At 61.9% G+C, this 26,299-nt stretch carries 21 protein-coding genes; 8 read left to right on the top strand and 13 right to left on the bottom strand.

The window, feature by feature from the left end; genetic code table 11:
• Positions 1-55: 55 nt before the first annotated feature.
• A complete protein-coding gene (locus Q0X68_RS09865) occupies positions 56-820 on the bottom strand; it encodes an SDR family oxidoreductase (protein WP_297750997.1) in 765 nt (254 codons plus the stop codon).
• Between the two features lie 64 nt (positions 821-884).
• On the opposite strand from Q0X68_RS09865, the gene Q0X68_RS09870 reads away from it, so the two are divergent.
• The gene (locus Q0X68_RS09870) at positions 885-2,294 is read left to right on the top strand and encodes a mycothione reductase (RefSeq protein WP_297751000.1); all 1,410 of its coding nucleotides are present in this window, start codon (positions 885-887) and stop codon (positions 2,292-2,294) included.
• Entirely contained in the window at positions 2,287-3,501 is a 1,215-nt protein-coding gene (locus tag Q0X68_RS09875) for a glycoside hydrolase family 3 N-terminal domain-containing protein (protein ID WP_297751003.1), read from the top strand. The genes Q0X68_RS09870 and Q0X68_RS09875 overlap by 8 nt, the downstream gene beginning before the upstream one ends.
• Before the next feature lie 90 nt (positions 3,502-3,591).
• Here the strand turns inward: Q0X68_RS09875 and pstB are convergent, their stop codons facing one another.
• From pstB to mshD, 7 genes are all read right to left on the bottom strand, one after another.
• Positions 3,592-4,371: a phosphate ABC transporter ATP-binding protein PstB gene (gene pstB, locus Q0X68_RS09880; protein ID WP_297751006.1), complete on the bottom strand. Its 780-nt coding sequence runs from the start codon at positions 4,369-4,371 to the stop codon at positions 3,592-3,594.
• Between the two features lie 27 nt (positions 4,372-4,398).
• Positions 4,399-5,508, bottom strand: coding sequence for a phosphate ABC transporter permease PstA (pstA, locus tag Q0X68_RS09885; protein ID WP_297751009.1), 1,110 nt, complete (start codon positions 5,506-5,508; stop codon positions 4,399-4,401).
• Complete coding sequence (pstC, locus tag Q0X68_RS09890) at positions 5,508-6,539, bottom strand: phosphate ABC transporter permease subunit PstC (RefSeq protein WP_297751012.1); 1,032 nt, start codon at positions 6,537-6,539, stop codon at positions 5,508-5,510. Before pstC ends, pstA begins: the two co-directional genes overlap by 1 nt.
• A gap of 133 nt (positions 6,540-6,672) precedes the next feature.
• Entirely contained in the window at positions 6,673-7,821 is a 1,149-nt protein-coding gene (locus Q0X68_RS09895; RefSeq protein ID WP_297751015.1) for a phosphate ABC transporter substrate-binding protein PstS, read from the bottom strand.
• Positions 7,822-8,015: 194 nt separating this feature from the next.
• Positions 8,016-8,882, bottom strand: coding sequence for an NUDIX hydrolase (locus Q0X68_RS09900; RefSeq protein WP_297751017.1), 867 nt, complete (start codon positions 8,880-8,882; stop codon positions 8,016-8,018).
• Entirely contained in the window at positions 8,879-10,966 is a 2,088-nt protein-coding gene (locus tag Q0X68_RS09905) for an RNA degradosome polyphosphate kinase (protein ID WP_297751020.1), read from the bottom strand. The genes Q0X68_RS09900 and Q0X68_RS09905 overlap by 4 nt, the downstream gene beginning before the upstream one ends.
• Complete coding sequence (gene mshD, locus Q0X68_RS09910) at positions 10,963-11,916, bottom strand: mycothiol synthase (protein WP_297751051.1); 954 nt, start codon at positions 11,914-11,916, stop codon at positions 10,963-10,965. Before mshD ends, Q0X68_RS09905 begins: the two co-directional genes overlap by 4 nt.
• On the opposite strand from mshD, the gene Q0X68_RS09915 reads away from it, so the two are divergent.
• The 4 genes from Q0X68_RS09915 to Q0X68_RS09930 all read left to right on the top strand — a co-directional run bounded on the left by Q0X68_RS09915 (position 11,821) and on the right by Q0X68_RS09930 (position 15,676).
• Positions 11,821-12,588 (top strand): hypothetical protein, encoded by a 768-nt coding sequence (locus tag Q0X68_RS09915; protein ID WP_297751053.1) that lies wholly within the window; start codon positions 11,821-11,823, stop codon positions 12,586-12,588. The two genes, mshD and Q0X68_RS09915, sit on opposite strands and share 96 nt — an antisense overlap.
• A gap of 156 nt (positions 12,589-12,744) precedes the next feature.
• Positions 12,745-13,248 (top strand): FABP family protein, encoded by a 504-nt coding sequence (locus tag Q0X68_RS09920; protein WP_297751023.1) that lies wholly within the window; start codon positions 12,745-12,747, stop codon positions 13,246-13,248.
• The gene (locus tag Q0X68_RS09925; RefSeq protein WP_297751026.1) at positions 13,241-14,173 is read left to right on the top strand and encodes a folate-binding protein YgfZ; all 933 of its coding nucleotides are present in this window, start codon (positions 13,241-13,243) and stop codon (positions 14,171-14,173) included. The genes Q0X68_RS09920 and Q0X68_RS09925 overlap by 8 nt, the downstream gene beginning before the upstream one ends.
• 117 nt (positions 14,174-14,290) lie before the next feature.
• The gene (locus Q0X68_RS09930; RefSeq protein WP_297751028.1) at positions 14,291-15,676 is read left to right on the top strand and encodes a S8/S53 family peptidase; all 1,386 of its coding nucleotides are present in this window, start codon (positions 14,291-14,293) and stop codon (positions 15,674-15,676) included.
• 16 nt (positions 15,677-15,692) lie between these two features.
• Here the strand turns inward: Q0X68_RS09930 and Q0X68_RS09935 are convergent, their stop codons facing one another.
• Complete coding sequence (locus Q0X68_RS09935; RefSeq protein WP_297751031.1) at positions 15,693-18,731, bottom strand: type I restriction endonuclease subunit R; 3,039 nt, start codon at positions 18,729-18,731, stop codon at positions 15,693-15,695.
• 368 nt (positions 18,732-19,099) lie between these two features.
• On the opposite strand from Q0X68_RS09935, the gene Q0X68_RS09940 reads away from it, so the two are divergent.
• Positions 19,100-20,857 carry an ATP-binding protein gene (locus Q0X68_RS09940; RefSeq protein ID WP_297751034.1) on the top strand — a complete coding sequence of 586 codons (1,758 nt, stop codon included), beginning with the start codon at positions 19,100-19,102 and terminating at the stop codon, positions 20,855-20,857.
• A 48-nt stretch (positions 20,858-20,905) separates the two neighbouring features.
• Here Q0X68_RS09940 and Q0X68_RS09945 read toward each other — a convergent pair whose 3' ends face one another.
• Genes Q0X68_RS09945 through Q0X68_RS09960 form a run of 4 tightly spaced genes read right to left on the bottom strand, consistent with a single transcriptional unit; the run spans position 20,906 to position 25,621 of the window.
• Positions 20,906-22,126 carry a restriction endonuclease subunit S gene (locus Q0X68_RS09945; protein ID WP_297751037.1) on the bottom strand — a complete coding sequence of 407 codons (1,221 nt, stop codon included), beginning with the start codon at positions 22,124-22,126 and terminating at the stop codon, positions 20,906-20,908.
• On the bottom strand, positions 22,123-23,133 hold the full coding sequence (locus tag Q0X68_RS09950; RefSeq protein WP_297751040.1) for a virulence RhuM family protein: 1,011 nt from the start codon (positions 23,131-23,133) through the stop codon (positions 22,123-22,125). Before Q0X68_RS09950 ends, Q0X68_RS09945 begins: the two co-directional genes overlap by 4 nt.
• Complete coding sequence (locus tag Q0X68_RS09955) at positions 23,130-24,059, bottom strand: restriction endonuclease (protein ID WP_297751043.1); 930 nt, start codon at positions 24,057-24,059, stop codon at positions 23,130-23,132. The genes Q0X68_RS09950 and Q0X68_RS09955 overlap by 4 nt, the downstream gene beginning before the upstream one ends.
• Positions 24,056-25,621: a type I restriction-modification system subunit M gene (locus Q0X68_RS09960; protein ID WP_297751046.1), complete on the bottom strand. Its 1,566-nt coding sequence runs from the start codon at positions 25,619-25,621 to the stop codon at positions 24,056-24,058. The genes Q0X68_RS09955 and Q0X68_RS09960 overlap by 4 nt, the downstream gene beginning before the upstream one ends.
• A gap of 257 nt (positions 25,622-25,878) precedes the next feature.
• On the opposite strand from Q0X68_RS09960, the gene Q0X68_RS09965 reads away from it, so the two are divergent.
• Positions 25,879-26,268 (top strand): Abi family protein, encoded by a 390-nt coding sequence (locus Q0X68_RS09965; protein WP_297751048.1) that lies wholly within the window; start codon positions 25,879-25,881, stop codon positions 26,266-26,268.
• Positions 26,269-26,299 lie beyond the last annotated feature (31 nt).

Genomic DNA, 26,299 nt, shown 5'->3' on the forward strand with positions numbered 1-26,299 from the left:
TCCACCAGCCGCCACGCCGCTACCACCATCTACACCCTCAAACGCGAAGAGCCCGCTATGTGTTGTGAATCACCATCTTGGCCACGCGCGCCTGCACGCTGCGCGGCGCGAAGCGGTTGGCCAGCGCCAAGACACGGTTGCGGGCGCCGTCGATCGCGAATGGGCGGTGCTCTTCGAGGGCCTTGAACGCGGTCTCCACCACCTGGTCTGGGCGACGGCGCTGCCTGAGCACACCGTCGTCGCCTGCATTGGCGAAGAACTCGGTATCGGTGGGGCCGGGGCAGATGGCGACGGCGCGGACACCCGTGTCGTAGAGCTCCTGCCACAGTGCGATCGTGAACTGGAGCACATAGCTCTTCGCCGCCGCATACACGGCCATGTCGGGGATGGGCTGGAACGCGGCCGTGCTGGCGACGTTGATGATGGCGCCGCGCCGCCTGCCGATCATGCCCTCCACGACGGCACGGGAGAGCTCAGTGAGTGCGCCGACGTCGAGCGATGTTTCCTGCGCGAGTCGCGAAGGCTCGAGTTCCGCGAACTTCCCGACGGATCCGAAGCCGGCGTTGTTCACTAGGGTGTGCACTGGTGTGGCGTGGATCTCTTCGACGAAGTCAGCTCTGCCTGTTTCGCTTGCCAGGTCTACTGCGCGAACCTCGGTGCGGATGCCGTATCGGTGCGCGAGCTTGTCTGCTACTTCTTCGAGCTTGTCTTGGCGCCGTGCGGCGAGGATGATGTCCGACCCCTGCTTGGCCAGGTGCTCGGCGAATGCGATGCCGAGGCCAGCGGAGGCGCCTGTGACGACTGCCCATTCCTTAGTCATGGGAAACAGCCTAACGCCGCCCGTCGCAACACGCGGGCTTCACCCCAGATGGCAGGATGGGGGTATGCGACATTTCGATCTGGCAGTCATCGGCTCCGGCACCGGCAACTCCCTCATTGACGAGCGATTCGATGATCTCGAAGTTGCACTGATTGAACGCGACCCAGTCTTCGGTGGCACCTGCCTCAATCGCGGGTGCATCCCCACCAAGATGTACGTCCACCCCGCCGATCTGGCCAGCGCCTACGAGGACGCCAGCAAGGTCGGCGTCACCCTGCAGCGCGGCCAGGCCGACTGGGACGCCATGCGCGACCGCATCTTCACCAGGCTCGACGCCATCTCCGAAGGTGGCAAGCAGTGGCGTCGCCAGAACCCCAACGTCACTGTGTTCGATGGGGAGGCGTCCTTCGTCGACGCCCACACGCTGCGCATTGGCGACACCCAGATCGAAGCTGACCAAATCGTGGTGGCTACTGGCTCGCGCCCACGCACGCTCGACGTGCCCTGCGCAGAGGAGCTCCACGAGCGCATTCACACTTCCGACACCATCATGCGCATCGATCAGCTGCCCGATCGGCTCATGATCGTTGGCGGTGGTTACATCGCCGCCGAGTTCGCGCATATTTTCACCTCGTTCGGGGTCGAAGTCACGGTGTTGCACCGCTCCGAAACCCTCCTTCGAGGCGCCGACGAGGACATCTCCGCCGCCTTCGGTGAGGCGCTCGCGGGGCGGGTCAACCTGCGTCTCAACCAGCAGGTCTCGAGCTTCGAGCCCGGGCCGGCGGGCGACGTCGCCGTCGTTGCTACCGACGTGAACGGCGTTGAGTACGAGTATCTCACCGACATGGTGCTCGTCGCTATCGGACGTGAACGCAACGTCGAAGCGCTGCAACTTGACGCGGCAGGCCTTGAGCGGCGTTCCGACGGTGGCATTCGTGTTGACGCCCATCAGCGCACGAGCGTGCCGCACATTTGGGCGATCGGCGACGTCTCGTCGGACTACCTGCTGAAGCACGTCGCGAACCACGAAATGCGCACCGTGCAACACAACCTGCTGCATCCCGACAACCTCATCTCCTCCGACCACCGCTACGTGCCGAACGCGGTGTTCTCGAAGCCGCAGGTCGCCTATGTCGGTGCCACTGAGCAGCAGCTGCGCGAATGGGGGCACCCGTACGTGAAGAAGGTGCAGGCGTACGGCGACGTCGCGTACGGGTGGGCCATGGAAGATGACAGCCATTTCGTGAAGCTGCTGGCCGACCCGACAACCTGGCACCTGCTTGGCGCCCATATCATCGGCCCGGAGGCATCGACGCTGATCCAGCCGCTCATCCAGACGATGTCGTTCGGGCTGCCCGTCGACCAGATGGCGAAGGGGCAGTACTGGATTCATCCGGCGCTCACCGAGGTGGTCGAGAACGCACTGCTCGGATTGCTCGAAGCGAAGACCCCCGCGGAGCTTGCCCGTGGCTAAACGCTGTACGTCGTCTATCACTCTCGCTGCGGTGCTCGCGCTCAGCGCGTGCGCTCCAGCCCCCATCATCTACCCGCCTGCGCCGAACATGGGGTCGACGACGCCAACCGCGCGAGGTGGTGCAACGGTGGGTGCCAACACGCCTGACCAATCCGCGACGCCCGAGGCACCCCCCGCGTGCCTCGCGGAGGCTGAGGCGCTTTCTGCGGAAGAGCAGGTGGGCCAGTTACTGATGGTGGGCGTGTCCACATCGAACTTGGACACCGCCACGGCCGACGTCCTGCGCAGCACGAAGGCCGGATCGGTCGTGCTGCTCGGCAGCTCGAAGATGAATCGCTCCGACGCCGCAGCACTGGCGGCGCGCATCGGAGCGCTCAGCACAGCTGACATCCCCGTGCTCGTCGCGGCAGATCAGGAAGGCGGCCAGGTACAGCGCCTACAAGGGCAAGGCTTTACTCGCATCCCCGACGCTGTCGCGCAGGGCCAGATGAACGAGACCGCATTCCACTCCCAATCCGAGACGTGGGCGGACGAGCTCGCGCGCGCCGGTGTGCGCTTCAACCTTGCGCCCGTCGCCGACGTGGTGCCCGACGACCTCGCGGCCAGTAACGAACCCATCGGGCAGCTCAAACGCCAGTACGGCTCTGATCCGGAGAAGGTGGCGGACAGCGTCGTCACCTTCGTGCAGTCCATGGAGAAAGCCAACGTGGCCACCAGTCTCAAGCATTTCCCAGGGCTCGGCAAGGTGAAGCACAACACCGATAACGACGAGGCCACCGACCAGACCACCGTCGTCGACGATCCATCATGGAAGCCCTTCATCGACGGCATCAAGGCCGGCGCCTCGTCGGTCATGATCTCGTCCGTGACGTACGAGAAGATCGACCCCGAAAACAAGGCGGTCTTCAGCAGCAAGATCATTACTGACATCCTGCGTGGCAGCCTCGGGTTCGACGGGGTCGTCATCTCCGACGATCTCGGCGTCGCCGGTGCCGTCGCCGACGTACCGGTGGGGGAGCGGGCCGTGCGTTTCCTGGACGCGGGCGGTGACCTCATCGTCAACGCCGACGCGAGCATCGCGCACGACATGGCCACAGCCATCCTCACGAAGATGGACGACGACCCAGAGTTCGCGGAATCCGTCGCCCAATCGACGGCACGCGTGCTGGCGCTGAAGGAGTCGATCGACACCATGGAGTGCGGATAACCAGCCGCACATGTGAACGGCGAATGGCAGAAACGTTGGAGGGGCTGCCCAGCTGGGCAGCCCCTCCAACGTACTCGTAATCGATGCGGCTTAGCCGAAGCGACCGGTGATGTAGTCTTCCGTCGCCTTCTCGTCGGGGTTGTGGAAGATCTTCTCGGTGGGGCCCACCTCGATCAGCTCACCCGGCTTGCCCTGCTCCTTGAGGTTGAAGAACGCCGTCGTATCAGACACGCGGGCTGCCTGCTGCATGTTGTGCGTCACGATCACGACGGTGTACTCCTCCTTCAGCTCCTTGATGAGCTCTTCGATGGCGAGGGTGGAGATGGGGTCGAGCGCCGAACACGGTTCGTCCATGAGCAGCACATCGGGCTCCACCGCCGTCGCACGGGCGATGCACAGACGCTGCTGCTGACCACCGGACAACCCGGAACCGGGCTTATCGAGGCGGTCCTTCACTTCGTTCCACAAGTTCGCGCCGCGGAGTGCCTTTTCCGTGATCTCGTCGGCCTCGGAACGGCTGATGCGCTTCTTGTTGAGGCGCACGCCGGCGAGCACGTTCTCCTGAATCGACATGGTGGGGAACGGGTTAGGGCGCTGGAACACCATGCCGATCTGGCGACGCACACGCACCGGGTCGACGTTGGGAGCGTAGAGGTCCACACCGTCGAGGAGGATCTGCCCCTCCACGTATGCACCGGGGATCACCTCGTGCATGCGGTTGATGGAGCGGAGCACGGTGGACTTGCCGCAGCCCGACGAGCCGATGAATGCAGTCACCGCGCGGGGCTCGATGGTCATGTTGACGTTCCGCACCGCGTGGAACTTGCCGTAGTAGATGTCGAGATCTTTGATCTCAATGCGCTTGGCCATTGCAATGAATCCTTTTCGTGTGTGCGGTCAGTGGCCCTGCTTGGGGGCGAACTTCCATGCGATGAGGCGGCCTATGAGGTTCAGGCCCATGACGATAATGATGAGCACCAGGGCGCCCGTCCAGCCGAGTGCGTGCAGCTGCTCGGCGGTGGGGCCGATGGTCTTCAACGACTGGTACACCATCACCGGCAGGGTGGCGGTGGGGCCGTTGAACGGGTTCGCGTTGGTGAGCTGGAAGTATCCAGCGGTCACCAGAAGCGGGGCCGTCTCGCCGATGATGCGGGCGATGCCCAGGATGATGCCGGTGACGATGCCTGCCAGCGAGGTCGGTAGCACGATTCGGACGATCGTGCGCCACTTCGGTACGCCGAGCGCGTACGACGCCTCGCGCAACTCGTTGGGCACCAGCTTGAGCATTTCCTCGGTGGAGCGAACCACCGTCGGGATCATCAGCACCGACAGTGCGATCGAACCGAGGAAGGCCGTGCGGACCAACGGGCTACCCGCTCCGAAGAGCATCGAGAACAGCGCGTAGGCGAACAGACCGGCGACAATCGAGGGGATACCCGTCATCACGTCCACGAGGAAGCGGATACCGGCTGCGAGCTTCGTCTTGTTGCCGTATTCGACGAGGTAGATCGCCGTGAACAAACCGATGGGGACGGAGATGATGAACGCGATTGTGGTGGTCATCAGGGTGCCGACGAGTGCGTGTGCCGCGCCCAGGTTGGCGCTGGCGTCGTAGGCCTTCGCCTCGGTCTCGGTGAAGTAGGCGAGGTCAAAACGGGGAGCGCCCCTGGAAACAACCTCAAAGATCAGCGAACCGAGTGGTAGGAGTGCCAGGAGGAAGAAGCTCGTCAACACGTAGCGAACCAGGCGGTCCGACGCGCGACGCTTGCCCTCCACCGCGATGGAAACGATGAACACCAGGACGAAGAAGATCAGTGTGCCCAGTGCCACCATGCCGGCCCAGGAGAACGCCCCGGTCAGCGACAAGAGTCCAGCGGCGATGCCCCATCCCAGTGCAAGGAAGAGCACCCACGAGAACTTGGGCAGCTGCCCACCCGTGATCGCTTCCTTCTCTGGCGACTTGCCACGCTTGGGCGTAGCTTCAGTAACTTGTGCGTCAGTCATCATCAGTTTGCTCCAGAGAACTCGGCACGACGTGCAATGATCGCGCGCGCAACCATGTTCACCGCGAGGGTGATTACGAACAGCACCAGGCCAGCCGCAACCAGCTGAGCCTTGCCCGTGCCCTCAGACTCGGGGAAGTTCTGCGCGATGTATGCCGCGATGGTGTTGGGGTTGTTGCGCGTCAACAACTGGAAGGAAATGAGCACCTTGCCGGGCAGGATCATGGCCACGGCCATGGTCTCGCCGAGCGCGCGGCCCAGGCCGAGCATGCACGACGACACGACTCCCGGTGCGCTGAAGGGGAACACCGCCTGGCGAACCATCTCCCAGCGGGTGGCGCCCAACGCCAGGGAGGCTTCTTCGTGTAGACGCGGGGTCTGCAGGAAAACCTCGCGGGTGAGCGCCGTGATGATCGGGGTAGCCATGAGCGCGAGCACAATCGCCGCGGTGAGCATGTTCTGGCCGCCAGATGCGAGGATCGGGCGCATCTCACCAGAGCGCTCGTGCAGCTCCCAAGCATTGAACAGCGGGAACCATGCCATGTTCTCATTGAGCCACTTGAAGAAAGGGTGCAGCGCGGGGGCGAGCACCGTCACGCCCCACAGGCCGAATACCACCGACGGTACGGCCGCCAGCAGGTCGATGATGTAGCCGAAGATGCGAGAGACCCGCTTGGGCGCGTAGTGCGACAAGAACAATGCGATGCCGACCGCGAGCGGCACGGCCATGCACATGGCCAGTACGGCAGACCACACGCTACCGAATGCCAGCGGCAGTACCCACTGCCAGAACCCTCCGGCAGCCTCGACGGCGCGCAGGCCCGTGGGTTCCTCGGGATCGGCACTAAAGGCGGGAAGCGCCTGTGAGGTTAAGAAGGTGGCGACGGCCGCGAGGATCACGAAGATCATCAGCGCCGACGCGAGCGAGATTCCTTTGAACAGTGCGTCGCCGTAGCGCGCTTTGCTGCGAACCAGCGAATGGGGGCCGTCGGGCTCCGTGCCCACCTGTTCGGCGGAGGGCGTCTGCGTGGACATGATGCTCCTTAGCGGTGCCTTGCAAGCAGAATCGAGGCACCAACGAGGTCGGGGATGAAGGAGCGTGAACCGCGCTCGCCTCGCGTGGCGAGACGAGCGCGGTTCACGCGATCAACCGAAACTGGTTCAAAGGTCAGGCGTTGATCGAGTCAATCGCAGCCTTGACCTTGGCGGTCATGTCAGCGGACAGCGGGGCGCTGCCAGCCTGCTCGGCGGCCAGCTTCTGGCCTTCCTCGGAGGTGATGTAGGTGAGGTAGCCCTTGACGACCTCGGCAACCTTCTCATCCTCGTACTTGGCGCAAGCAACGCCGTAGGAGATGAGGACGATCGGGTAACCCTCAGCCTCGCGGTCGAGGTTCACGACGATGTCGTGCTCCTCGCGGCCTTCGGTGTCGAGCTGGGAGTTGTCGACCACAGCGGCGGCCTGCTCCGGGTCGGGAGCAGCGAACTTGCCGTCCTTACCGATGTGGGCAACACCCAGGCCCTCAGCAGCGGAAGCGTCGACGTAGCCGATGGTGAACTCACCCTGCGACACAGCGTTCTTCACGCCGTCGGTCTTCTCAGCGGGCTGGCCGCCGTCGGTGTAGGGGAAGGTCTTGGAGGGATCAGCGTCCCACACGTCCGGAGCGACAGCCTTGAGGTAGTCGGTGAAGTTCTCGGTGGTGCCGGACTCGTCGCCGCGGTACACCACGTTGATGAACTCGTCGGGCAGTTCAACGCCCTCGTTGAGCTCAGCGATGGCCTTGTCGTTCCACTTGGAGATGTCGCCCTTGAAGATCTTGGCGGCAACCTCGCCGGTCATGTTGATGGCGTCAACACCGGGGACGTTGAAGACGATCGCGACGGGGGAGATGTAGACAGGGAGGTCGTACACGGTGGAGTCAGCGGCGCAAGCCTGGAACTCGCCAGCCTTGTTCTCCTCGGCCGTAAAGGGGGAGTCAGAACCAGCGAACTGCACCTTACCCTGCTTGATGCCGTCACGGCCGGGGCCAGAGCCCTCAGGAGCGTAGGAGATCTTGACGTTGGGGTTGTCCTCCATGAACTTGGCGGTCCAGGCAGCCTGGGCGGCCTTCATCGAGGAGGCGCCCATGCCGGCGATGGTGCCGGAGAGATCGCCGCCACCGTTGGATTCGCCGCCTTCAGACGATTCCGAACCAGCGGACTCAGATGCGGGAGCGTCGTTAGCAGGAGACTTGGTGTCCGTAGCCTTCTCGTCGCCACCGCAAGCGGTGAGGGCGAGGGCGGCCGTCAAGCCGAGAGCTGCAAAAGCGCGGAGCTTCATGAAATTCCTCTCAAGGGGTCATCATGTGCCGACCGGTTGGGCGGCAGAACGTTTGTTCTCAAGTGGGAACCTAGGTGGGGTAAGTTACGCGTCTCGGCAATGAAGGTGAACAACGGGTGAACAAAGTTCGTATCGCGTGTGAGATGCCTCGAGAAGCACCAAGATTGTTATCTTCCTGTGATGAGAACAGCGGCTCAGGCCGTCGACTTATGGTGTTCCTCTACGACGATGTTCCCGCTCGAATCACGATGGAGCACCGTGACCTCTCCGACCAACATGGGGCGATGCTTCAACCCCAACCCCTCCTGCATCGCCGGCAGCACCGGGCGGTGCCCGCACAACGCCGTCGGTTCCGTGGCTGCGGCGGCGACGTCGCGAACGCGGGCGGCCACGCCGTCGGGATCATTCGTGCCCTCTTCCTCGGTGAGGAGCGCGATGGTCTCGGTGCTGAGGCCCTCGTAACGGCCGTACGGTGCGAGCGTCTCTGCACACCTGACTGCAGGCGAACTCACGAGGTGACGTACCCCGAATGCCTCGAACAACGGGATGAGCTCAGCAGCTTGACGGCGGCCGCGCCCGTCGAGGCGACGACTCTGGTCGTTGCCCGACCAATGCTTGCGCAGCATCGCCTTCGCATGGCGCACCAGCAGCAGGGGGGTGGTGGGTGGCAGTGAGAGCGCTTCGGCGAGCACCTTGATGTCGTTGGGGTAACTCAGCATGGCGGGGGCCTCGTCGACGGGTACCCAGCGCACCTCGTCGACCTCCCTGTCAGGCACGTGGAAGAACCGCGCCCGCGCCTCGGCGCGCCAGTAGTCGACCTTCTTCTTATGCTTCTTGACGGGGTACGTCACGCTGGACAGTCTGGTGCCGAGGGTGATGATGAGGCCGGTTTCCTCTCGCACCTCGCGCACCGCAGTCACCGGGCGGAGCTCGTCGGGGTGCGCTTTTCCCTTCGGGAGCGTCCAGTCGTCGTAGGCCTGCCGGTGCACGATCGCGACGTGCTTGACGCCGTCGAAGTCATGAAATACGACGGCACCTGCCGCGCGGACGCGCCCACTCACCGCTCGCGCCTATGGGAGAACTGCTCGATGAGCGCGAACTGCAAGTCGCGTAGGGGTTTGCCATCGGCGTCGAGCAGGTGCGGTGTCCAGGTGTGGTCGTTGAGTGCCCAGTGCACGGTGTCGGGCGCGAAGGCCAGATCAAACAGGTTCGAGATTTGCTCGATGTGGCGACGGTGCGAGAGCCCGACAACGGCCTCCACCCGGCGGTCGAGGTTGCGGTGCATGAGGTCGGCCGAACCGATCCCCACCACGGGGGTACCCCCGCCTGCGAACCAATACACGCGAGAATGCTCCAGGAAGCGCCCCAAGATCGAGCGCACGCGAATGTTCTCGCTCAACCCAGGCACGCCAGGGCGGATGGTGCAGATGCCACGCACCCACACGTCGACGGGAACCCCGGCCTGCGAGGCCCGGTAGAGCGCGTCGGTGACTTTCTCGTCGACGACGGAGTTCACCTTGATGCGGATACCCGCAGGCTTTCCCGCCTCGTGGTTAGCGATTTCGCGCTCGATCTGGGCGATCAGGCCCGAGCGGATGCCGTGCGGGGCAACGAGGAGGCGTCGGTAGTTGCGCTCCTGCGTGATGCCCGAGAGGTGGTTGAACAGGCGGGCCACGTCGTCGGTGATGATGGGGTTCGACGTGAGCAGGCCCATGTCTTCGTACTGGCGGGCGGTTTTGGGGTTGTAGTTGCCCGTGCCGATGTGGCAGTAGCGACGCAGGCCCTCGGGCTCGTCGCGCACCACGAGACACAGCTTGCAGTGGGTCTTCAGCCCGACCATGCCGTACACGACGTGCACGCCCGCGCGCTCGAGCTTGCGTGCCCAGTCGATGTTGTTTTGTTCGTCGAACCTGGCTTTGATCTCCACCACGGCCAGCACCTGCTTACCCGCTTGCGCGGCGTCGACGAGCGCGTCGACGATGGGGGAGTTACCCGAGGTGCGGTACAGCGTCTGCTTGATGGCGAGCACCTGCGGATCGTGGGCAGCCTGCTCGATGAAGCGCTGGACGCTCGTCGCGAACGAATCGTAGGGGTGCTGCAGCAGGACGTCGCGGCGCTTGAGGGCGCTGAACATGTCGACGGGGGCCGCGGTCTCGGCCTCGTTGAGCTCGGGGTGCGTCGTCGGTAGGAAGTTCGGGTATTTGAGGTCTTCGCGGTCGGAGCTGTCGAGCTGGAAGAGACCCTTGAGGTCGAGTGGTGCGGGGATGCGGAACACCTCGTCGTCGTGTACATCCACCTCGTGCTGCAGCATCGTGAGGAGGCTGTCGTCGATGTCGTCGGCCACCTCGAGGCGTACCGGCGGGCGGCCAACCTTCTGGCGTAGCAGCTCCTGCTCCAGCGCGGTGAGGAGGTTCTCGGCGTCGTCCTCCTCGACCTCGATGTCTTCGTTGCGGGTAACGCGGAACGACGTGTGCGACATCACCTGCATGCCCGTGAACAGTTGACCCAGATGGCGTGCGATGACTTCTTCGAGTGGGAGGTATCTGCCAGGGCCCACCTCGACGAAGCGCGAAAGGTTGCTGGGCACCTTGATGCGGGCAAACTGTTTTGCTCCGGTGGCGGGGTTGCGCAGCATCACCGCGAGGTTCAGCGACAGCCCCGAGATGTAGGGGAACGGGTGCGACGAGTCGACCGCCAACGGGGTCAGGATGGGGTAGATGCGCTCGGAGAAGATCGTGCGCATGCGGTCTTTCTCGGCCGCAGTGAGTTCCTCCCAGCGGAGGAATTCGATGCCCTCCTTGGCCAATTCCGGACGCACCGTGTGCTGGAAGATGTTCGATTGCTCTTCGACGAGCTCATGGATGCGCGCGAGCACGCGTTCGTGGAGGTCTTGCGGGAGGATGCCACTGGCGCTCGCCTGTGCGACGCCGGCGTCAATGCGGCGCTTGAGCCCAGCGATACGCACCATGAAGAACTCGTCGAGGTTGCTGGAGAAGATGGCCAGGAACTTCGCGCGCTCGATGAGCGGAACCCGCACGACGTCGCTCGCCTGATCGAGCACCCGCTTGTTGAACTCCAGCCAGCTGAGTTCGCGATCCCAAAAGCGGTCGGCTGGAAGGTCAGTGTTGTCAACGTAGGTGGTCATGCAGTTCTCCCGAAGCATGTATCGCGTGCCGCAATCGAAAAGCCTGCGGCTTCGTACATTCGAACGACGCGCTCTTCGGCTGCCTCGACGTACAACTCGGCAGTGTGGTCACCGACGTCGGCGAGATGCTGAAGGCCGGCGGCCAGGAGCGCCCGGCCGATGCCCTTCCCCTCGTGCCCGGGCGCGACAGCAATAACATACACTTCACCCAGCCCGTCCCCGTGCCGCTTCGTCCAGTGAAACCCGACGGGTGCGCCGTCGTCGCGGGCAACCAGGAGCCCCTCGGCGCTGAACCAGGGCTGGCTTCGCAAATCGTCGAACTCCGCGCGGGTGAGTTTTCCCTGTTCGGGGTGGTGGGCGAACGCCTGCGCGTTGATGGCGACGATGGCGTCGGCGTCGTCGGGCTGGAATGGGCTGATCTCGACGGGGGCGTCGTCGGGAGTGACGTTGCTGAGGGGGCGGGTCATCCGTAGCAGTACGCGGTGAGGTGTGAGGCCGACGGCTTGCGCGAGTGCTTCCGCGCCGGGCAGTGTGCCGAACGCCCACACGTCGAGGTTGGGATGCTCCTTGAGGAGGCGTTGCAGTAGCGCGCGGCCGTGCCCACGGCGTCGATGGTCGGGGTGGACGGCCAGCATGAGGGTGCCGTCGCGGAGGTCGACGACGGCTTCCGCAACGTCGCTCGTGATGACGTGGCCCGGGCGTAACCCCTGCATGACGAGCTTGCCGGACTCATTGATGGGCGCGACGCCGTCGACAGCGGTTGCTGCATCAAATACCGAACCCACGACACTCCTTCGACTCCGGGTGAACCGATATCTTAGTCGGCCACGTGGGAACCCTCTACGATTGCTCTCGTGGTGTCGAGACTGCCCGACGAGTTTTTTCGACGGCGCCCCGAACCGGTTGAGGTCGACGAGGCGCCGTCGGAGCCTGCCCTCGACTCCGAGCATGATGGGGCGTCGCAGCACAGCGAACCCAGCGCCCCGACATCACAACCCATGCTTATTCCGGTGCGCATCGCCGCGGTGCTCATTCTGCTCGCGGGCCTGTTGGGTTTTGGTGTCAGCAAGGCATTGGTGTCGAACTCCTCGCGAGGCCCTGAAGCAAGTACGTCTCCGTCGGCCCCAGCGAGCTCAGTGTCAGCTACTCCGAGCCCCAGCGCCAGCAGTGAGGAGGGGCACGCCGTCTACGACGGGGCCACGGAGAGCCTCGTGCCCTCGGCGGTCACGACCACATGCGCAGACGTTGACCCGAGCGGGCTCGTGGACGCGAGCAAAGCCACCGGTTGGGAGTGCGAGGGCGATGGGGTCGGGGAACGCATCGAGTTTCAGTTCGCGAGCGTCGAGGACATCGTCGGGGTGAGCCTCACCAGCGGTAATTCGGTCGAGCCTGAGGAGACCGCCGGCCAGCGACAGGTGATGAGCGTGCGGTGGCGATTCTCGGATGGAACCTGGTTCGACCAGGGGCTCTCGGGCAGTAATGGGGCATCGCAGGCTGTGGGTTTTCCGCGGGTGCGTGCCGATGCGGTGACGCTCGAAGTGGTGGCGACGAGTGATTCCCCGAATGGTGACGAGGGAGACAAGATCACCATCGGCCATGTGGAGTTCCTGCGGGCCGGATAACGGCACACAGGGTTCTTTGAGCGCTTGTACACTGGCGCGCATGGTCGCGATCTTGCCTTGGGTGCTGATTGTCGCAGCCGCGCTGTTGGCGCTGGCAGCGACGGTCACCCTCGTCCGAATGCTCATCGACCTCGCGACCAGACTGAGAGACTGACAATGAACATTGACATCGAAGTACCTGAGGGTCTCGACCCCGCACTCACTGCGCTCGGGTGGCTCGTCGGGCAGTGGGAGGGCACCGGCAACGGCACCGACCACGAGGGCAACGATTTCGCCTTTGAGCAGCGCATCCAGTTCTGGCCGGGCGGCGGGCCGTACATGTATTACCTGGCGCAGGCCTATCTCCTGGACGGGGACGGCAAACCGGGGGAAATGATTGAGATGGAGACGGGATTCTGGCATCCGAAGCCCGACGCGTCGCTGTCTGTCACCACCACGAACTCCAATGGGTGGACCGAGGTGTTGGTCGGGAAGATCCAGGTCACACGGATCGACCTACGCACGGATGCCGTGATGCGCACCGAATCCGCTGCGGTGGAGCACACGGCCGGACAGCGCCTATACGGCAAGGTGGAGGGCGATCTCATGTATGCGCTGGATCGCGCGACGACCAGCCACGAACTGCGTCCCCACATGTGGGCGAGGTTGAAGCGTGTCTGAGCAGGGTGTACTCGTCGAGAGTGGGCCCGACGAGGGGCTGGTGTGGCACTACGGCAACCCCTTCGCTGAGACGCGGGCGCTTGAAGAGGGTGAGGGGGTCGTCGCACTCGGAAATCGCGATGTGGTCGAGATTTCCGGCGACGATCGCCTCGAGCTGCTGCACCTCATCTCCACCCAGCACATGCATAACGTGGGTGCCGGCGACTCTGGAGCGCTGCTGATCTTGGACGCCGCCGGGCACATCGAGCACGTGCTGCATTTCGTCGACGATGGCACCAGCCTGCTGGGCTGGACGGAGCCAGGGCGAGGGGCGGCGCTCGTCGAACATGTGCTGCGAATGCGGTTCGCGATGCGCGTCGAGGCGTGTGTCCGCGATGACCTCACGCTGTATTGGGTAGGTCATACGGTGCCTGTGCCCGACGGTGCGCGCGTGCGGCATTCCGACCTAGGCGGCACTGAGGTGTTCGCGGCGGAGCCGTTGCAGGGCACCGCCGGAACGTGGGCGTTCGAGGCGCTGCGCATTGCCGCCGGAGTGCCGCGCATCTTCGTCGATACCGACGAGCGCACCATCCCCAACGAGATCGGGCTGTACGGAACGCACTTGGACAAGGGCTGTTATCCCGGCCAGGAGACGGTGGCGAAGGTGCACACGCTGGGGCGGCCCCCGAGGCGCTTGGTGCAGCTGCATCTCGACGGTTCACGCTCGACACTGCCCGCGTTGGGGTCGGAGCTGAAGCTGGGCGAGAAAGTGGTGGGGCGAGTGGGCTCGTCGGTACTCCACCGCGAGATCGGGCCGCTGGCGTTGGCACTGGTGAAGCGGAACGTGAGTCTCGACGCTCAGCTGGATGCCGACGGGGTGGAGGCCGCGCAAGAAATGCTGGTCGACCCCGACGTCGGGTTGCACGTGCGGCCCAGGCTGCGGTGAGCCTCGCAGTAGCGCTGACAACGTCACGCTGCTGTGCCGCGATGACCTCCTTGCATATGTACGCTACCGATGTTTGAGCTGCATCGCTGTGTCGTCGAATGAGGAAGAAGGTTGCGTGTGGGTAGTGAAGGCGTGCATACGGGAGTGCTTCGACGGGTAGGAGCGTCCGTCGTGCTGGGTGTGGCGTTAGCGGCGACGGGGCTGGCCGGAGGAACCGCGCACGCAGCGCCGACGGACACGCCCAACTGGCACATCAGCGCATTCGGCTACGACAAGCTGCACGCGCAGGGGTTCACCGGCAAGGGCGTAACGATTGCGATCGCGGAAGCGGGCATCGACCTGAGCGCGAGCGACCTCCAGGGCGCCGACATCGAATACGTTCCGCTGCCGGAACAATGCGTCGACCCACAGCTACCCAAGAAGTTCATCAACCACGGGACCATGATGGCCGAGGTCATCGTCGGGCAAGGCGGCAGCGGGGGCGTGCAGGGGATCGCGCCCGACGCGAAGCTGATCGTGTACCAGGCCGCCACGGGCAACGGCCCGGGCAAGGACGATCCCGAGTGTTCCCCCACGAGCACCGACGTATCTGGCCGGGTGTTCCACGCCGCAGAGGCCGGTGCCGACGTGATCAGCTTGTCGTTCAACTTCCTGAACGACACGTCGGTGGCGTACCTCACGATGCGCGATCTTCCCGTCTTCGAGTCCGGCGGTAACCAGGGCGAAGCGATGTCGTCGTATGCGCCGGGGTCGGTTGCGGTGGGCGCGCATGACGCGCAGCGCAAGGTGCCCGAGTGGAGCGCGGAGGGGCCCAACGTCTCGCTCATCGCCCCCGGCGTCGGGCTGTACATGCGCCCAGAAGGCGCAAACGCGCCGCTGGAGAAAACCGACGGCACGAGCTTCGCGGCCCCCATTGCCGCCGCGACGTTGGCGCTGGGTAAACAGAAGTATCCCGACGCGACGGGCCATCAGCTGGTGCAGTCGCTGGCGCGCAACACAGCAGCGGGTAATGCCGACCTGAAGCGCATCAGCGACCACGAAGGCTACGGGGCCATCGACCCCATCAAGTTCATGGACGCCGACCCGACGCAGTACCCCAACGAGCCACCCTTCGCGCACAAGGAAGATTACGCAGGCGCCGACGACTGGCAAGGCGCGGAGGACGTCCTGATGGGCATGCACCCGAACCCGGGTGATGACTTGAAGGACTACAAGGAGCTCGCCGGGCCCAACCCCGCAGTGCTCAAGTGGGTTCCCGAATCGAAGAAGGAGTTCGTCGGCGCCGCGCCGGAAGCCAGCTACTGGGAGGAGCACGGTGCGTCGGCCAGCGAAACACCGAGCGCCGACAGTTCTCCGTCATCGAGCCCGTCGGTCAACGACCAGTCGGAAGCAGAGCCATCGTCCTTCTCTGGGTGGGTAGAGGACCATCTCGTGCTCGTCTGCGTGATCTTGGGCGTGGTTGTCGTCTTGTTCCTAGGGGTCGTGTTCCTGATCAACAAGTGAGTGGTGCGGTGGTGGGTTAGCTGCTCGCGCCCAGCCCTGAGAACCGCTCGAAGAACGCGGTGAGTTTTTGGAGCACTCGTTGCTTCGTCGTGCCGTGCTGGCCGCGGGCAGAGAACCGAGACACCGGCGGCAGCACCTTCGTGATGGCTGTGCCTCCGGTTTGGACGTGTCCGTCACGGAAGGCTGTTGCGACGAAGACGCGGGTCTCGTCGGGGCGGAGACGCTCGTCGTTGATGATGGTCTCCAGTTCGGACTCCCGTTTCGCGGCAACGAATTGCAGCCATTCCTGGTCGATCTTCCCGGTGGGGGAGACGCCGTCGACGAAGTCTTCGATTAGGTCACGTTTGCTGCGTAGCGTGGGGCTGGCGTTGACGGCACGGCTGATCTCCGCGCGGATCTCCTTGTCGTCGCCGTTTCCTCGTGTGCTTCGATATTGCTCGACGAGCAGGAGGATGTAGTCGACGTTGATCTCCACCTGCTTGATGAGCTCGATTTCGAAGACGACGTCGTCGTTGATGCGCTCCCTATCCGCCTCGTGTTCTCTGCGGAACTGGGCGTGCAGATCGAGGTAGCGGCTGCGGTAGTCCTGCTCCTGTCGTTCGGTGAGGAGTTCGTCGCCCGCGAACTCGTCGAACGAGGTGAGGATATTGCGGAGCCGAAGGATGGCACCGTAGAGCCCGATGAATGCCTTCTGAGCCTCTTCGCCGACGATCACCTCACCCGGTGGGAACTGGGTGAGCAATTCGTCGACGTTCGTTCGGTACTCCTCGTAGTACTCGCGGTAGGGCTTCATGACGACGACGCCGCGAGCTTCCTTGTTCCCGAAGAGTGCGATGGCGTCGTTGGTGGCCTGCTCCAGGTCACGGAAGCTCACGATGTTGCCGTAGGTCTTCACCGAGTTGAGGATGCGGTTGGTGCGCGAGTACGCCTGGATGAGCCCGTGGGAACGGAGGTTTTTGTCGACGAAGAGCGTGTTCAAGGTGGTGGCGTCGAAGCCGGTGAGGAACATGTTCACGACGATCACGAGGTCGATCTCGCGCTTCTTCATCTTCAACGACAGGTCTTTGTAATAGTCCTCGAAACCCTTCGACGTGGTGTCGTGCGAGGTGCCAAACATCTCGTTGTAGTCGTCGATAGCTTCGCTCAAGAACATGCGGTCATCGAGCGGCCAGGATGCGCTGTCAGAAGGCTGTTCGTCGCCGAAAATGTCGTCGTCTTCTGCAGCGTTGGCGCCATAGGAGTAGATGATGCCCACCTTGAGGCGCTGATCAGACGGGAGGTCTTGTTGCTGCTGGTGGAAGTGGTTGTAGTACATGCGTGCGGCCGGAATGGACTCCGTCGCAAACAGGGCGTTGAAGCCACGTACCCGTCGCTCGCCCATCGAGTAGTGCTCGGAACGCTTTGTTTTCTGGTTGAAGTGCTCGCGGATGTACGAGACTACTTGGCTCATCCGCTCGGGCGCCATGAGTGCCTGCTCGGTGTCGATGGCGGACACCTGCTTATCGACGACATCGCCCACTTTGATGGTGTTGATGTAGTCGATGCGGAAGGGCAACACGTTCTTGTCGGTGATGGCGTCCACGATGGTGTAGGTGTGGAGCTTCTCTCCGAATGCTTGCTCGGTGGTTCGTAGTTGAGGGTTGCCGCCGCTTACGGCGTTGTCGGCGAAGATGGGGGTTCCGGTGAAGCCGAACAGGTGGTAGCGCTTAAATGCCTTGGTGATGGCGGTGTGCATGTCGCCGAACTGCGAGCGGTGACACTCGTCGAAGATAACGACGATGTGCCCGTCGTAAATTGCGTGGCCCTTGTTGGCCGAGATGAACGTAGCCAGTTTTTGGATGGTGGTGACGATGATGCGCGCGCCCGGGTCTTCGAGCAGCTTCTTCAGCGCTGCCGTCGACGTGTTGGAGTTGGCCGAGCCCTTCTCGAACCGGTCGTACTCAAGCATCGTCTGATAGTCGAGGTCTTTGCGGTCCACGACGAACAGCACCTTGTCGACGTCGTCGAGCTTAGATGCGAGTTGCGCGGTTTTGAACGAGGTGAGGGTTTTCCCAGAGCCCGTGGTGTGCCAGACGTAGCCGCCCGCAGCCGTGGTGCCGAGCTGCTTGTAGTTGGTGGAGATCTGGATCTTCTGCAGGATTCGCTCGGTGGCGACGATTTGGTACGGCCGCATCACGAGCAACATGCGGTCGGCGGTGAGCACGCAGTACTTGGTGAGGATGCCCAACAGGGTGTGCTTCGCGAAGAAGGTCTTCGCAAACGCGGTGAGATCCTGGATGGGCTTGTTCTGGGCGTCCGCCCACCACGAGGTGAACTCGAATGAGTTCGAGGTTTTCTTCACGCGCTTAGGGCCGGACTGCTCGCTGAGGTGCTGGCGACGCGTCGTGTTGGAGTAGTACTTCGTGAGCGTGCCGTTGGAGATGACGAAGAGCTGCACGTACTCGAACAACCCAGAGCCGGCCCAAAAACTGTCGCGCTGGTAGCGGTCGATCTGGTTGAAGGCCTCGCGGATGTCCACGCCGCGACGCTTCAGCTCGACGTGCACCATCGGCAGCCCGTTGACGAGCACCGTCACGTCGTAGCGGTTGGCGAAGTTTGCCCCACCCTCGTCTTGGCCCACCTCGTATTGGTTGATTACCTGCAGGCGGTTGTTGTGGATGTGCTGCTTGTCGATGAGCTGGATGTTCTTCACCGAGCCGTCGTCGCGTTTTAGCAGCTGCACGTGGTCTTCCTGGATGCGGACGGTCTTCTCGACGATGCCGTCGTTCGCGCTCGCGATCCTCTCGGTGAAGAACTGCTGCCACTCCGAGTCGGAAAACGTCACGTTGTTCAGGAGCTCAAGCTGTTTCCGGAGATTCGCGACGAGCTCTTGTTCCGTATGGATGGTGAGGTACTCGTAGGCCTGCAACTGCAACTGCCGGATGAACTCCTGCTCCAGCGCTGCCTCGGATTGGTAGCTGCTGGAGTGATCTCCGTCGGGCACATACTCCGCGACGACGGTGCTCTCCGTCGAAACGGCGATTGGGTCGTACTTGCGTGGGGTGGCGTCAGCCAATGGTCTCACCACAATCTGCGAAGTAGGCCGCCGACAGCTGCATCGACTGCTGCGTCACGTCGCGGTTGGTTCTCATGCAGTTCATCGTAGATGCCACCTGTGACGAAAAGTGCCATCTCGTGCGACTCGTCTGTGCGGGCCCGAGTCTCGAGCGACATGTTGGCTACCGTGAGAGAGCCAGTTTCTCGAGGCTTGAGCGCGCGAGTTCTGGCTTGAGTTGGTCGTTGCTTCCACAGTTGCCGAGGTCTCCATGTAGCAAGCAGATGAGGTGGTGCTCTCAGATCTGCTCAGTCCCGCCCCTCCGTTGACCAACACTCGCTGTAACAGTAACACTTGCTCTAACACTTACAGTTAGGCATTATGAAACTGTGACTGATGATGATTCTCTGGACCTCACAGCTATCGTCGCTCGGCTCCGTCGCATTGGTCTTGAATCCAGCCGGATCGAAGTCAAATCGGCGGTGGGAGGGCTTCCCAAGTCCACGGCAGAAACGCTGTCTGCCTTCGCCAACGGGGATGGTGGGCTACTGATCCTAGGGCTGGATGAATCGTCGGACTTTATTCGAGCCGAGGGTTTCGATCCACTGCGTATCCGCGATGCACTTGCAGGTATGTGCAGCGATGCCCTAGAACCCCCGATCCGTACGGAGCTGGATATCAAAGAGTTTGAAGGGGGACAGGTCGTCGTCTTGGAGGTGCCGCCGGTGGATCCCCTCCAGAGGCCCTGCTTTGTCAAGGCCAGGGGACATTACGGGGGATCGTACATCCGCTCTGGCGATGGTGATCGACGGCTCAGCCAGTACGAGATTACGCAGCTGCTGTCGAACCGAAGACAGCCTAGGGACGACGAAGCCGTGGTGCAGGAGGCGACCCTGGACGATTTGGATTCGCACCAAGTGGCTGCGTTGCTGGCGAGGTTACGCGAGCGCCAACCGAGAGCGTTTGCGGATCTTCCCGACGATCTGGCGTTGGTGCGCGCTGGAGCAGCGGCTCTCGACCACCATGAAGTTATTCGCCCGACTCTCGCAGGCTTGTTATGTCTCGGGATCTACCCGCAGACATTTTTCCCTCAACTGTTTATTTCGGTGGTTGTACTCCCCGGCGTCGCTTTGGGAGATTCGATGCCGGATGGCACGAGGTTCTTGGACAACGCCACATGCGACGGGCCCATCTCCGAGATGTTGGCTCTGGCCATCAGCGTCTTGCGTCGGAACATGCGAACCGCCGTGGTGATTGGTGAGCAGGGCCGCCAGGATCGCAGTGAGTATCCCAGTGAAGTGTTGCGAGAGTTGATCGTCAATGCCCTGCTCCATCGCGACTACTCCGAGCTGTCGCACGGTACGCAGATCCAGGTTGAGCTCTATCCCAATCGACTGGTTGTCAAGAGTCCGGGAGGCTTATATGGAGACGTGGCGCTAAGCCAGCTCGGGGTGGAGCACGTTTCGTCGACGCGTAATGCCACGCTGGCACGGCTCTTATCCGATGTCGCTGACAACCGAGGATTTCCTGTCTGCGAGAACCGGGGGTCGGGTATTCCGCGAGTGATGACCCAGCTGCGCAGCGCAGGTATGGCGCCTGCGCAGTTCCACGTCTCGCCGGGACATGTGCATGTCACGGTGCCACAGCAGGCGTTGCTAACGCCAGACGTGGTGTCGTGGATTGTGGGCCTGGGGGAAGATTTGACTGGGGTGCAACAGATTGCCCTGGCGTTGGCGCGGCTACAAGGCTCCGTGTCTAATGAAATGCTCCGGGCTTGGGGATCTACAGCTCATGAAGCGACCACCGCGCTCCGTGGTCTGGTCGACCGGGGTCTGCTGGTGAAGTTTGGGAGTCGACGCGACGCCACCTACGAATTAGCGTCCAAAGAACCGGGGGCCGCAGCGGCACGTGCTTCCGGACGAGGTCACTCTCGCCGTGTCGAAGCCGAGCTGCGAGCCGTAATGGAGGCTGTCCGCGCTGGCGACGTCACTTCATTGGCCATCAGTGAGCGACTGGGAATAAGCCGTGCCGCATCACGTCGGAGAATTAACACCCTCATCAACGAAGGACGCCTTAAGGCCACAGGGCCTGCGACTAGTCCAACTCGCGCCTATGAGATTGCTGACCCTACGGATGGACGTTCGTGAAAACTCCCACGAACGCCTGAATCACAGCTTGGAAGTCGGGGCCGTCAATCACCGTGCCTCCTCGAACGTGAGCAACTTGTCGCGGTAATACTCATACTGCTTCCGACGGGCGGCCAGCTCGGCAGGGAGGCCGATCGAGAGGTCGTTGACGAGGGCATCGAACTGATTGAGCAAGGATGCGGTTGCACGTTGCTCGGCTAGCGGTGGAACTGAAACTGTAATGCTCCGGACAATGTCTGCATTGAGGTTTCGCACCGTTCCAGATCCTGCTTTTCGTTCGAACTCAGCTTGTATTGGAGCTGACCTGAGCAGGTAATAAAGGTATTCAGGAATAAAGCTATCTTCAAAGCTGCTGATTGCCAGCCAGCCGTCATGTATGCAGCCTTCTATTTGAGATATGTACGGTCTCCCGAAGCTCATTGAGTTCGAAAGCAGGAAATCGCCTGGTTTGATTGATCGAGATTGCAGTGCGCCTTCCTTCGTTATTTTCTGACTGGTTTCAGTGATGTATTTACCTTCGCTTGGCGCATCTCCAATTTTTACCCAAGGTATACCTAAATCGTTGTCGGTCAAGAAATTGCCAATGGGGCGCGGAGAAGCTCCGCGGCGGACAGTAGCTATGGCGCCAAGCTTCTGCACCGTCGAAACAGAGGAAGCAGCGATTAATGAGTCGGATAGGTGGGCGTATTGTTTCTTGCGAGCTTCTAGCTCCGCTTCCAGCTCCGCTTCTAGCTCGGTGAACTTGTCCAGGACCCCGACGATCTCCCGCTGGATTTCTATCGGTGGAACCGGGATCATCAGGCGCTCGAGTGCCTGTTTCGAGATTCTACGGACTTTGGCCCCCGAAATGTAGCGCGTTTTCTGGGCATGGAAAGCTTGGGATTGAAAGAAGTAAGCAGTGAAACGTGGATCGAGGCCATGTCTGAAGATGAAGGCATCGCCGCTGACCGCCACTTCTCCGTCTCCCAACCATGCTGTGGCCTTACCGACTGCTTCGTCATCCTCGCTGGTGGTGGCAATGATGAGATTTCCGGGCTCCGCATGGCGCAATCGAGTGGCTAACTCAGGAGAAGTGAATGATTTCGTTCTTCGAGTCCAGACGCCGTAGTGGGTGTGGATCTCCCCGTAGTGAATCGCTGGGAACCCAGAATCGGTCAGATCGGCCTTCTGAAGACCATTGCCGCGAACGAAGGTGCCGACGCTGCCTAGCGGAAGATGCGGCACCCCGTCGGGGGCAAGCTCGGCGAGTAGTCGTTCGATCCGGTTCACTGCTTACCCTCCAACTTCTTCTGTTCCGCTTTGATGCTGGCCAGGTATGCTTTCTCGACTTCGCTTGGTTCCGCGTCGAGTTCGGCTCGATATTTGTCGTACTCGGCGATGGCCTTCGCGTCGGCCTCCGATCGCGAGATGCTCCCCGCGCCCTCAAGTATGGGCGCGTCCATGGCGGTGAGCATCTTGTCGAGGTGCGCGAGCCAGTCCTTCATGTAGGTGGGTTCATGCCGTTGGGCACGGAACTCTGCCGCCTCGAAGTACGCGGAGACGAGCGAACCGAGCTGCTTCAACTCGAATTCGTTGAGGTATTTCTTCGCGACAGTGACGTCTGACTTGCTGGGCCGGGAACCACGGAACGAAATCAGGCCCATATGGGGCTTGCTCGCGTCGGCGCGGCCGGCTACCACCTCGGGTGCGGTGTGACCGTGCGCACCGAAGTGGAGCTTGTTCTGGACCACCTTGAAAAACTCGCGGGCCTCCGTTGAGCGCGGGTTGTAGTCGACGCTGGTGGCGAAGAGATCGAGCACCTGGCGGTACATCGCCTTCTCAGACGAGCGGATCTCGCGGATGCGCTCGAGAAGCTCCTGCCAGTAGGTGCCGCCACCTAGATTCTTGAGCTTCTCGTCGTCCATTGTGAAGCCCATGACCAGGTACTCGCGCAGCCGCTCCGTCGCCCAGATGCGGAACCTCGTCGCAAGCACACTCTTGACTCGATAGCCGACCGAGATGACGGCGTCGAGGTTGTAGTGAGCGACCTTGCGTTGCACTTGTCGCTGGCCCTCTTGGCGAACTTGTAAGAAATCCTTACGAGTTGCCTCGGCAGTGAGTTCGCCCTCGTCGTAGACGTTTTGGAGGTGGATCGTGATGTTCTCGCGTGACGTCTGGAACAGGTCCGCGATCTGCTGCTGGGAGAGCCACAACGACTCATTGACGAGTTGTACCTCGACGGCGGGCGTTCCGTCGTCGAGGTGGTAGACGAGAATCTCTCCCTGGGATCCGTTCATGCGAAGAAGTCCTCGTCGATTTCGACCACCTGGTAGGTGTCTTGCACTTGTACGCCTACACCGAACCGAATCATAAGTTCGGAGAGGCGTGTGCCGTCGATCAGGATGATTCGGGTTGGGATATTCCGAGCGTATTGTTTCGCGCCATCCGAGAATTGGCTCGTAGTGATGAAGACCCCGCTGTCTGCTTTGCCGCTGAGAGCGCCGACAAAACCCTGGACATCTGGGCGCTGCACGACGTTGGAGCTTGCATACCTTTTTGCCTGAATGTAAACACGGTTAATGCCGAGCACGTCTTGGTCGATGACACCGTCGATGCCGCCGTCATTGGTGCGCTGTGTGACATGGCCCGCCCCACCGGTGCCGCCGTAGCCCATGGCAAGTAGTAGGTCGACAACTGCTTTCTCGAAGAAAGCGGGGTGTTTTCCTTGCAAACGGCGCAGAAGTTCGGCAGCGACGTCGTCCGTGATGCGTGAAATGCCTTCCTGCACTTGCTCTATGGGGGTCATCTCCTCGGCTTCGCCTGCGTTGGCGTTATCAGGCGTGCTGGCTCGGGGGCCTGTGGAGCGGTAAGGCCTGACATCGGATGCGGGGTCGTCGCCCAGCTCGCGAAGCTCGCGTTCGGTTACGCCGTTGGGGAAGGTGCGAAGCACCGTACGCCCGGCATCGGTGATGACGTAGTGCCCCCGCGATGGACGGTCTAGAGCGCCGACGTTAGTGAGGAAGGAGACTCCCCAGCCGATCCTGTTGGCGTACATGAGCTGGCCGCCGGAGGGGAGTCGCTCCGCACGCTGCTCAGGAGTGAGGGATACCGCGTCGGCCACTGCCGCTTCAATTTCACGCCGATGCTGAACGTTGCCGTCGCTCATGACTCGTAGCGCTGGAATCATAAACTGCTGCCAAGTGGGCAATTCCACCATGCTCATTCCCCTTCCAAATCCGCAACAATCTCGTCAATGGCGATGCGCAACTCCTGCTGACGAGCGACGATGCGGGCGATCTCGGCGTTGAGTTCCTTAATGTCGATCTCTTCGCGCGTGTCTTCTTTCTCCACGTACGACGACACCGACAGGTTGTACTCGTTCTCGCCAATGCTCTCGTTAGGCACCAGAGCAGCGACGTACTCGATGGGTTTGCGGGCGGCGAAGGCGTCAAGGATGGCTTGGCGGTTCTCGTCGGTCAGTTTGTTCTTGTTGCCGCTGCGTTGGAACTGCGCGGATGCGTCGATGAACAGCACCGAGTTATCAGGCTTTGATTTCTTGAGCACGATGATGCAAGTGGCGATCGTCGTGCCGAAGAACAAGTCTGGCGGGAGTTGGATGACGGTATCGACGTAGTTGTTGTCGACGAGGTACTTGCGGATCTTGCGCTCCGCACCGCCCCTGTAGAGCACCCCAGGAAACTCAACGATGGCAGCCGTGCCGTCGACGGCCAGCCAGGACAGAATGTGCATGGTGAAAGCCAGGTCTGCCTTCGACTTCGGCGCCAACACGCCCGCAGGGGAGAAGCGGGGGTCGTTGATGAGCAGCGGGTTCGCGTCGCCATCCCACCGGATGGAATACGGCGGGTTGGACACGATGGCCTCGAACGGCTCGTCGTCCCAATGGGCCGGGTCGGTAAGCGTGTCGCCGTGCGCGATGCTGAACTTCTCGTAGTTGATGTCGTGCAGGAACATGTTGATGCGCGCGAGGTTGTACGTCGTGAGGTTAATTTCTTGCCCGAAGAACCCCTGGCGCACGTTGTCTTTGCCAAGTACCTTTGCGAACTTCAACAGCAGCGAACCAGAACCCACGGCAGGGTCGTACACCTTGTTAACTTGCGTCTTGCCATGCACGGTGATGTGGGCGAGTAGCTCCGAGACCTCCTGGGGCGTGTAGTACTCGCCGCCAGACTTTCCCGCTTGTGACGCATACATCTGCATGAGGTACTCGTAGGCGTCACCGAAGAGATCAATGGAGTTATCTTCGTAGTTGCCAAGTGGCATGTCGCCGATGGCATCCAGCAACTTCACGAGCTTGGCGTTACGGGTTGCGACCGTAGGGCCTAGCTTGGTGCTATTCACGTCGAGATCGTCGAACAGACCCTTGAGATCGTCCTCGGCATCGGTGCCGATGGCCGAGCCTTCGATGTTGGAGAAGACGCGAGCGAGCGTCTCATTCAAGTTCACGTCTTTCGGCGCGCGAAGCCGGACGTTGTGAAAGAGCTCGGACGGGAAAATGTAGAAGCCCTTCTCTTCGACGGTGGACTCTCGCCCGTACTCCGCGTCGCTGTCGGAAAGGAGCGTGTAATCGAAGGTGGGGTCACCGGCCTCGCGCTCGCCCCGGTTGATGTATGCGGTGAGGTTTTCGGAGATGAAGCGGTAGAACAGCATGCCCAACACATAGGCCTTGAAATCCCACCCGTCGACGGAACCGCGCAGATCGTTGGCGATGCGCCAGATAGTTTTGTGCAACTCCGCGCGCTGCGCTTCTTTCGTAGTGGGGGACATGGGCTCTCCTTCAAACCGCGTAGCCCCAACCTAGCGAACCCCACTGACAAAAACCGTGGGTAGATGTGTGGTGCCATGAGTCAGGGCGTACTTCGCCGTCCTGGGGATCCTTCAGGTGCTCGGAAGATGCCGACTCTTCGGCTCAACCCTGATTATGCTCGTTACACGCCATGACGTATCATGGTTGGTGATAGATCCCCGGTCAGGCCTCTTCCCCTTGCGGGTAACGCACAAATGGCCGGGGCCTTTCATATCCCATGGAGGCATACCTGATGCCGAAGGAGTGGCTCAGCTATGAGCAGCAAGTAGAGCTGCTCAACCAGCGCGGCATGCGTATCGATGATCGTGCAGCTGCTGCCGAATTCCTCGCGCGGGTCAACTATTACCGCTTCTCCGGATATTTCAGGCATTGGCAATATGACCCAGCCCGGGGCGATAACCGATTCTTCCAGGGCACCTCATTCGACACTATTCGTGCTGTCTACAATGCTGAACAAGAGTTGGTGACTGTCTGCGATGAACTCCTACACCCCCTTGAGATTCTCTTACGCACTCGCTTCGCATATGCCTACGGTTGCCACGTTGGGGTGACAGGGATGTTCGCGCGCGGTGAGGGCTTTACCGGCTCTTCACAAACCAGGGTGTAGGTAGTGCTGTTGGGGGGTTGCGGCGTGGCGG

This window comes from uncultured Tessaracoccus sp. (assembly GCF_947286155.1).
GTDB lineage: Bacteria > Actinomycetota > Actinomycetes > Propionibacteriales > Propionibacteriaceae > Arachnia.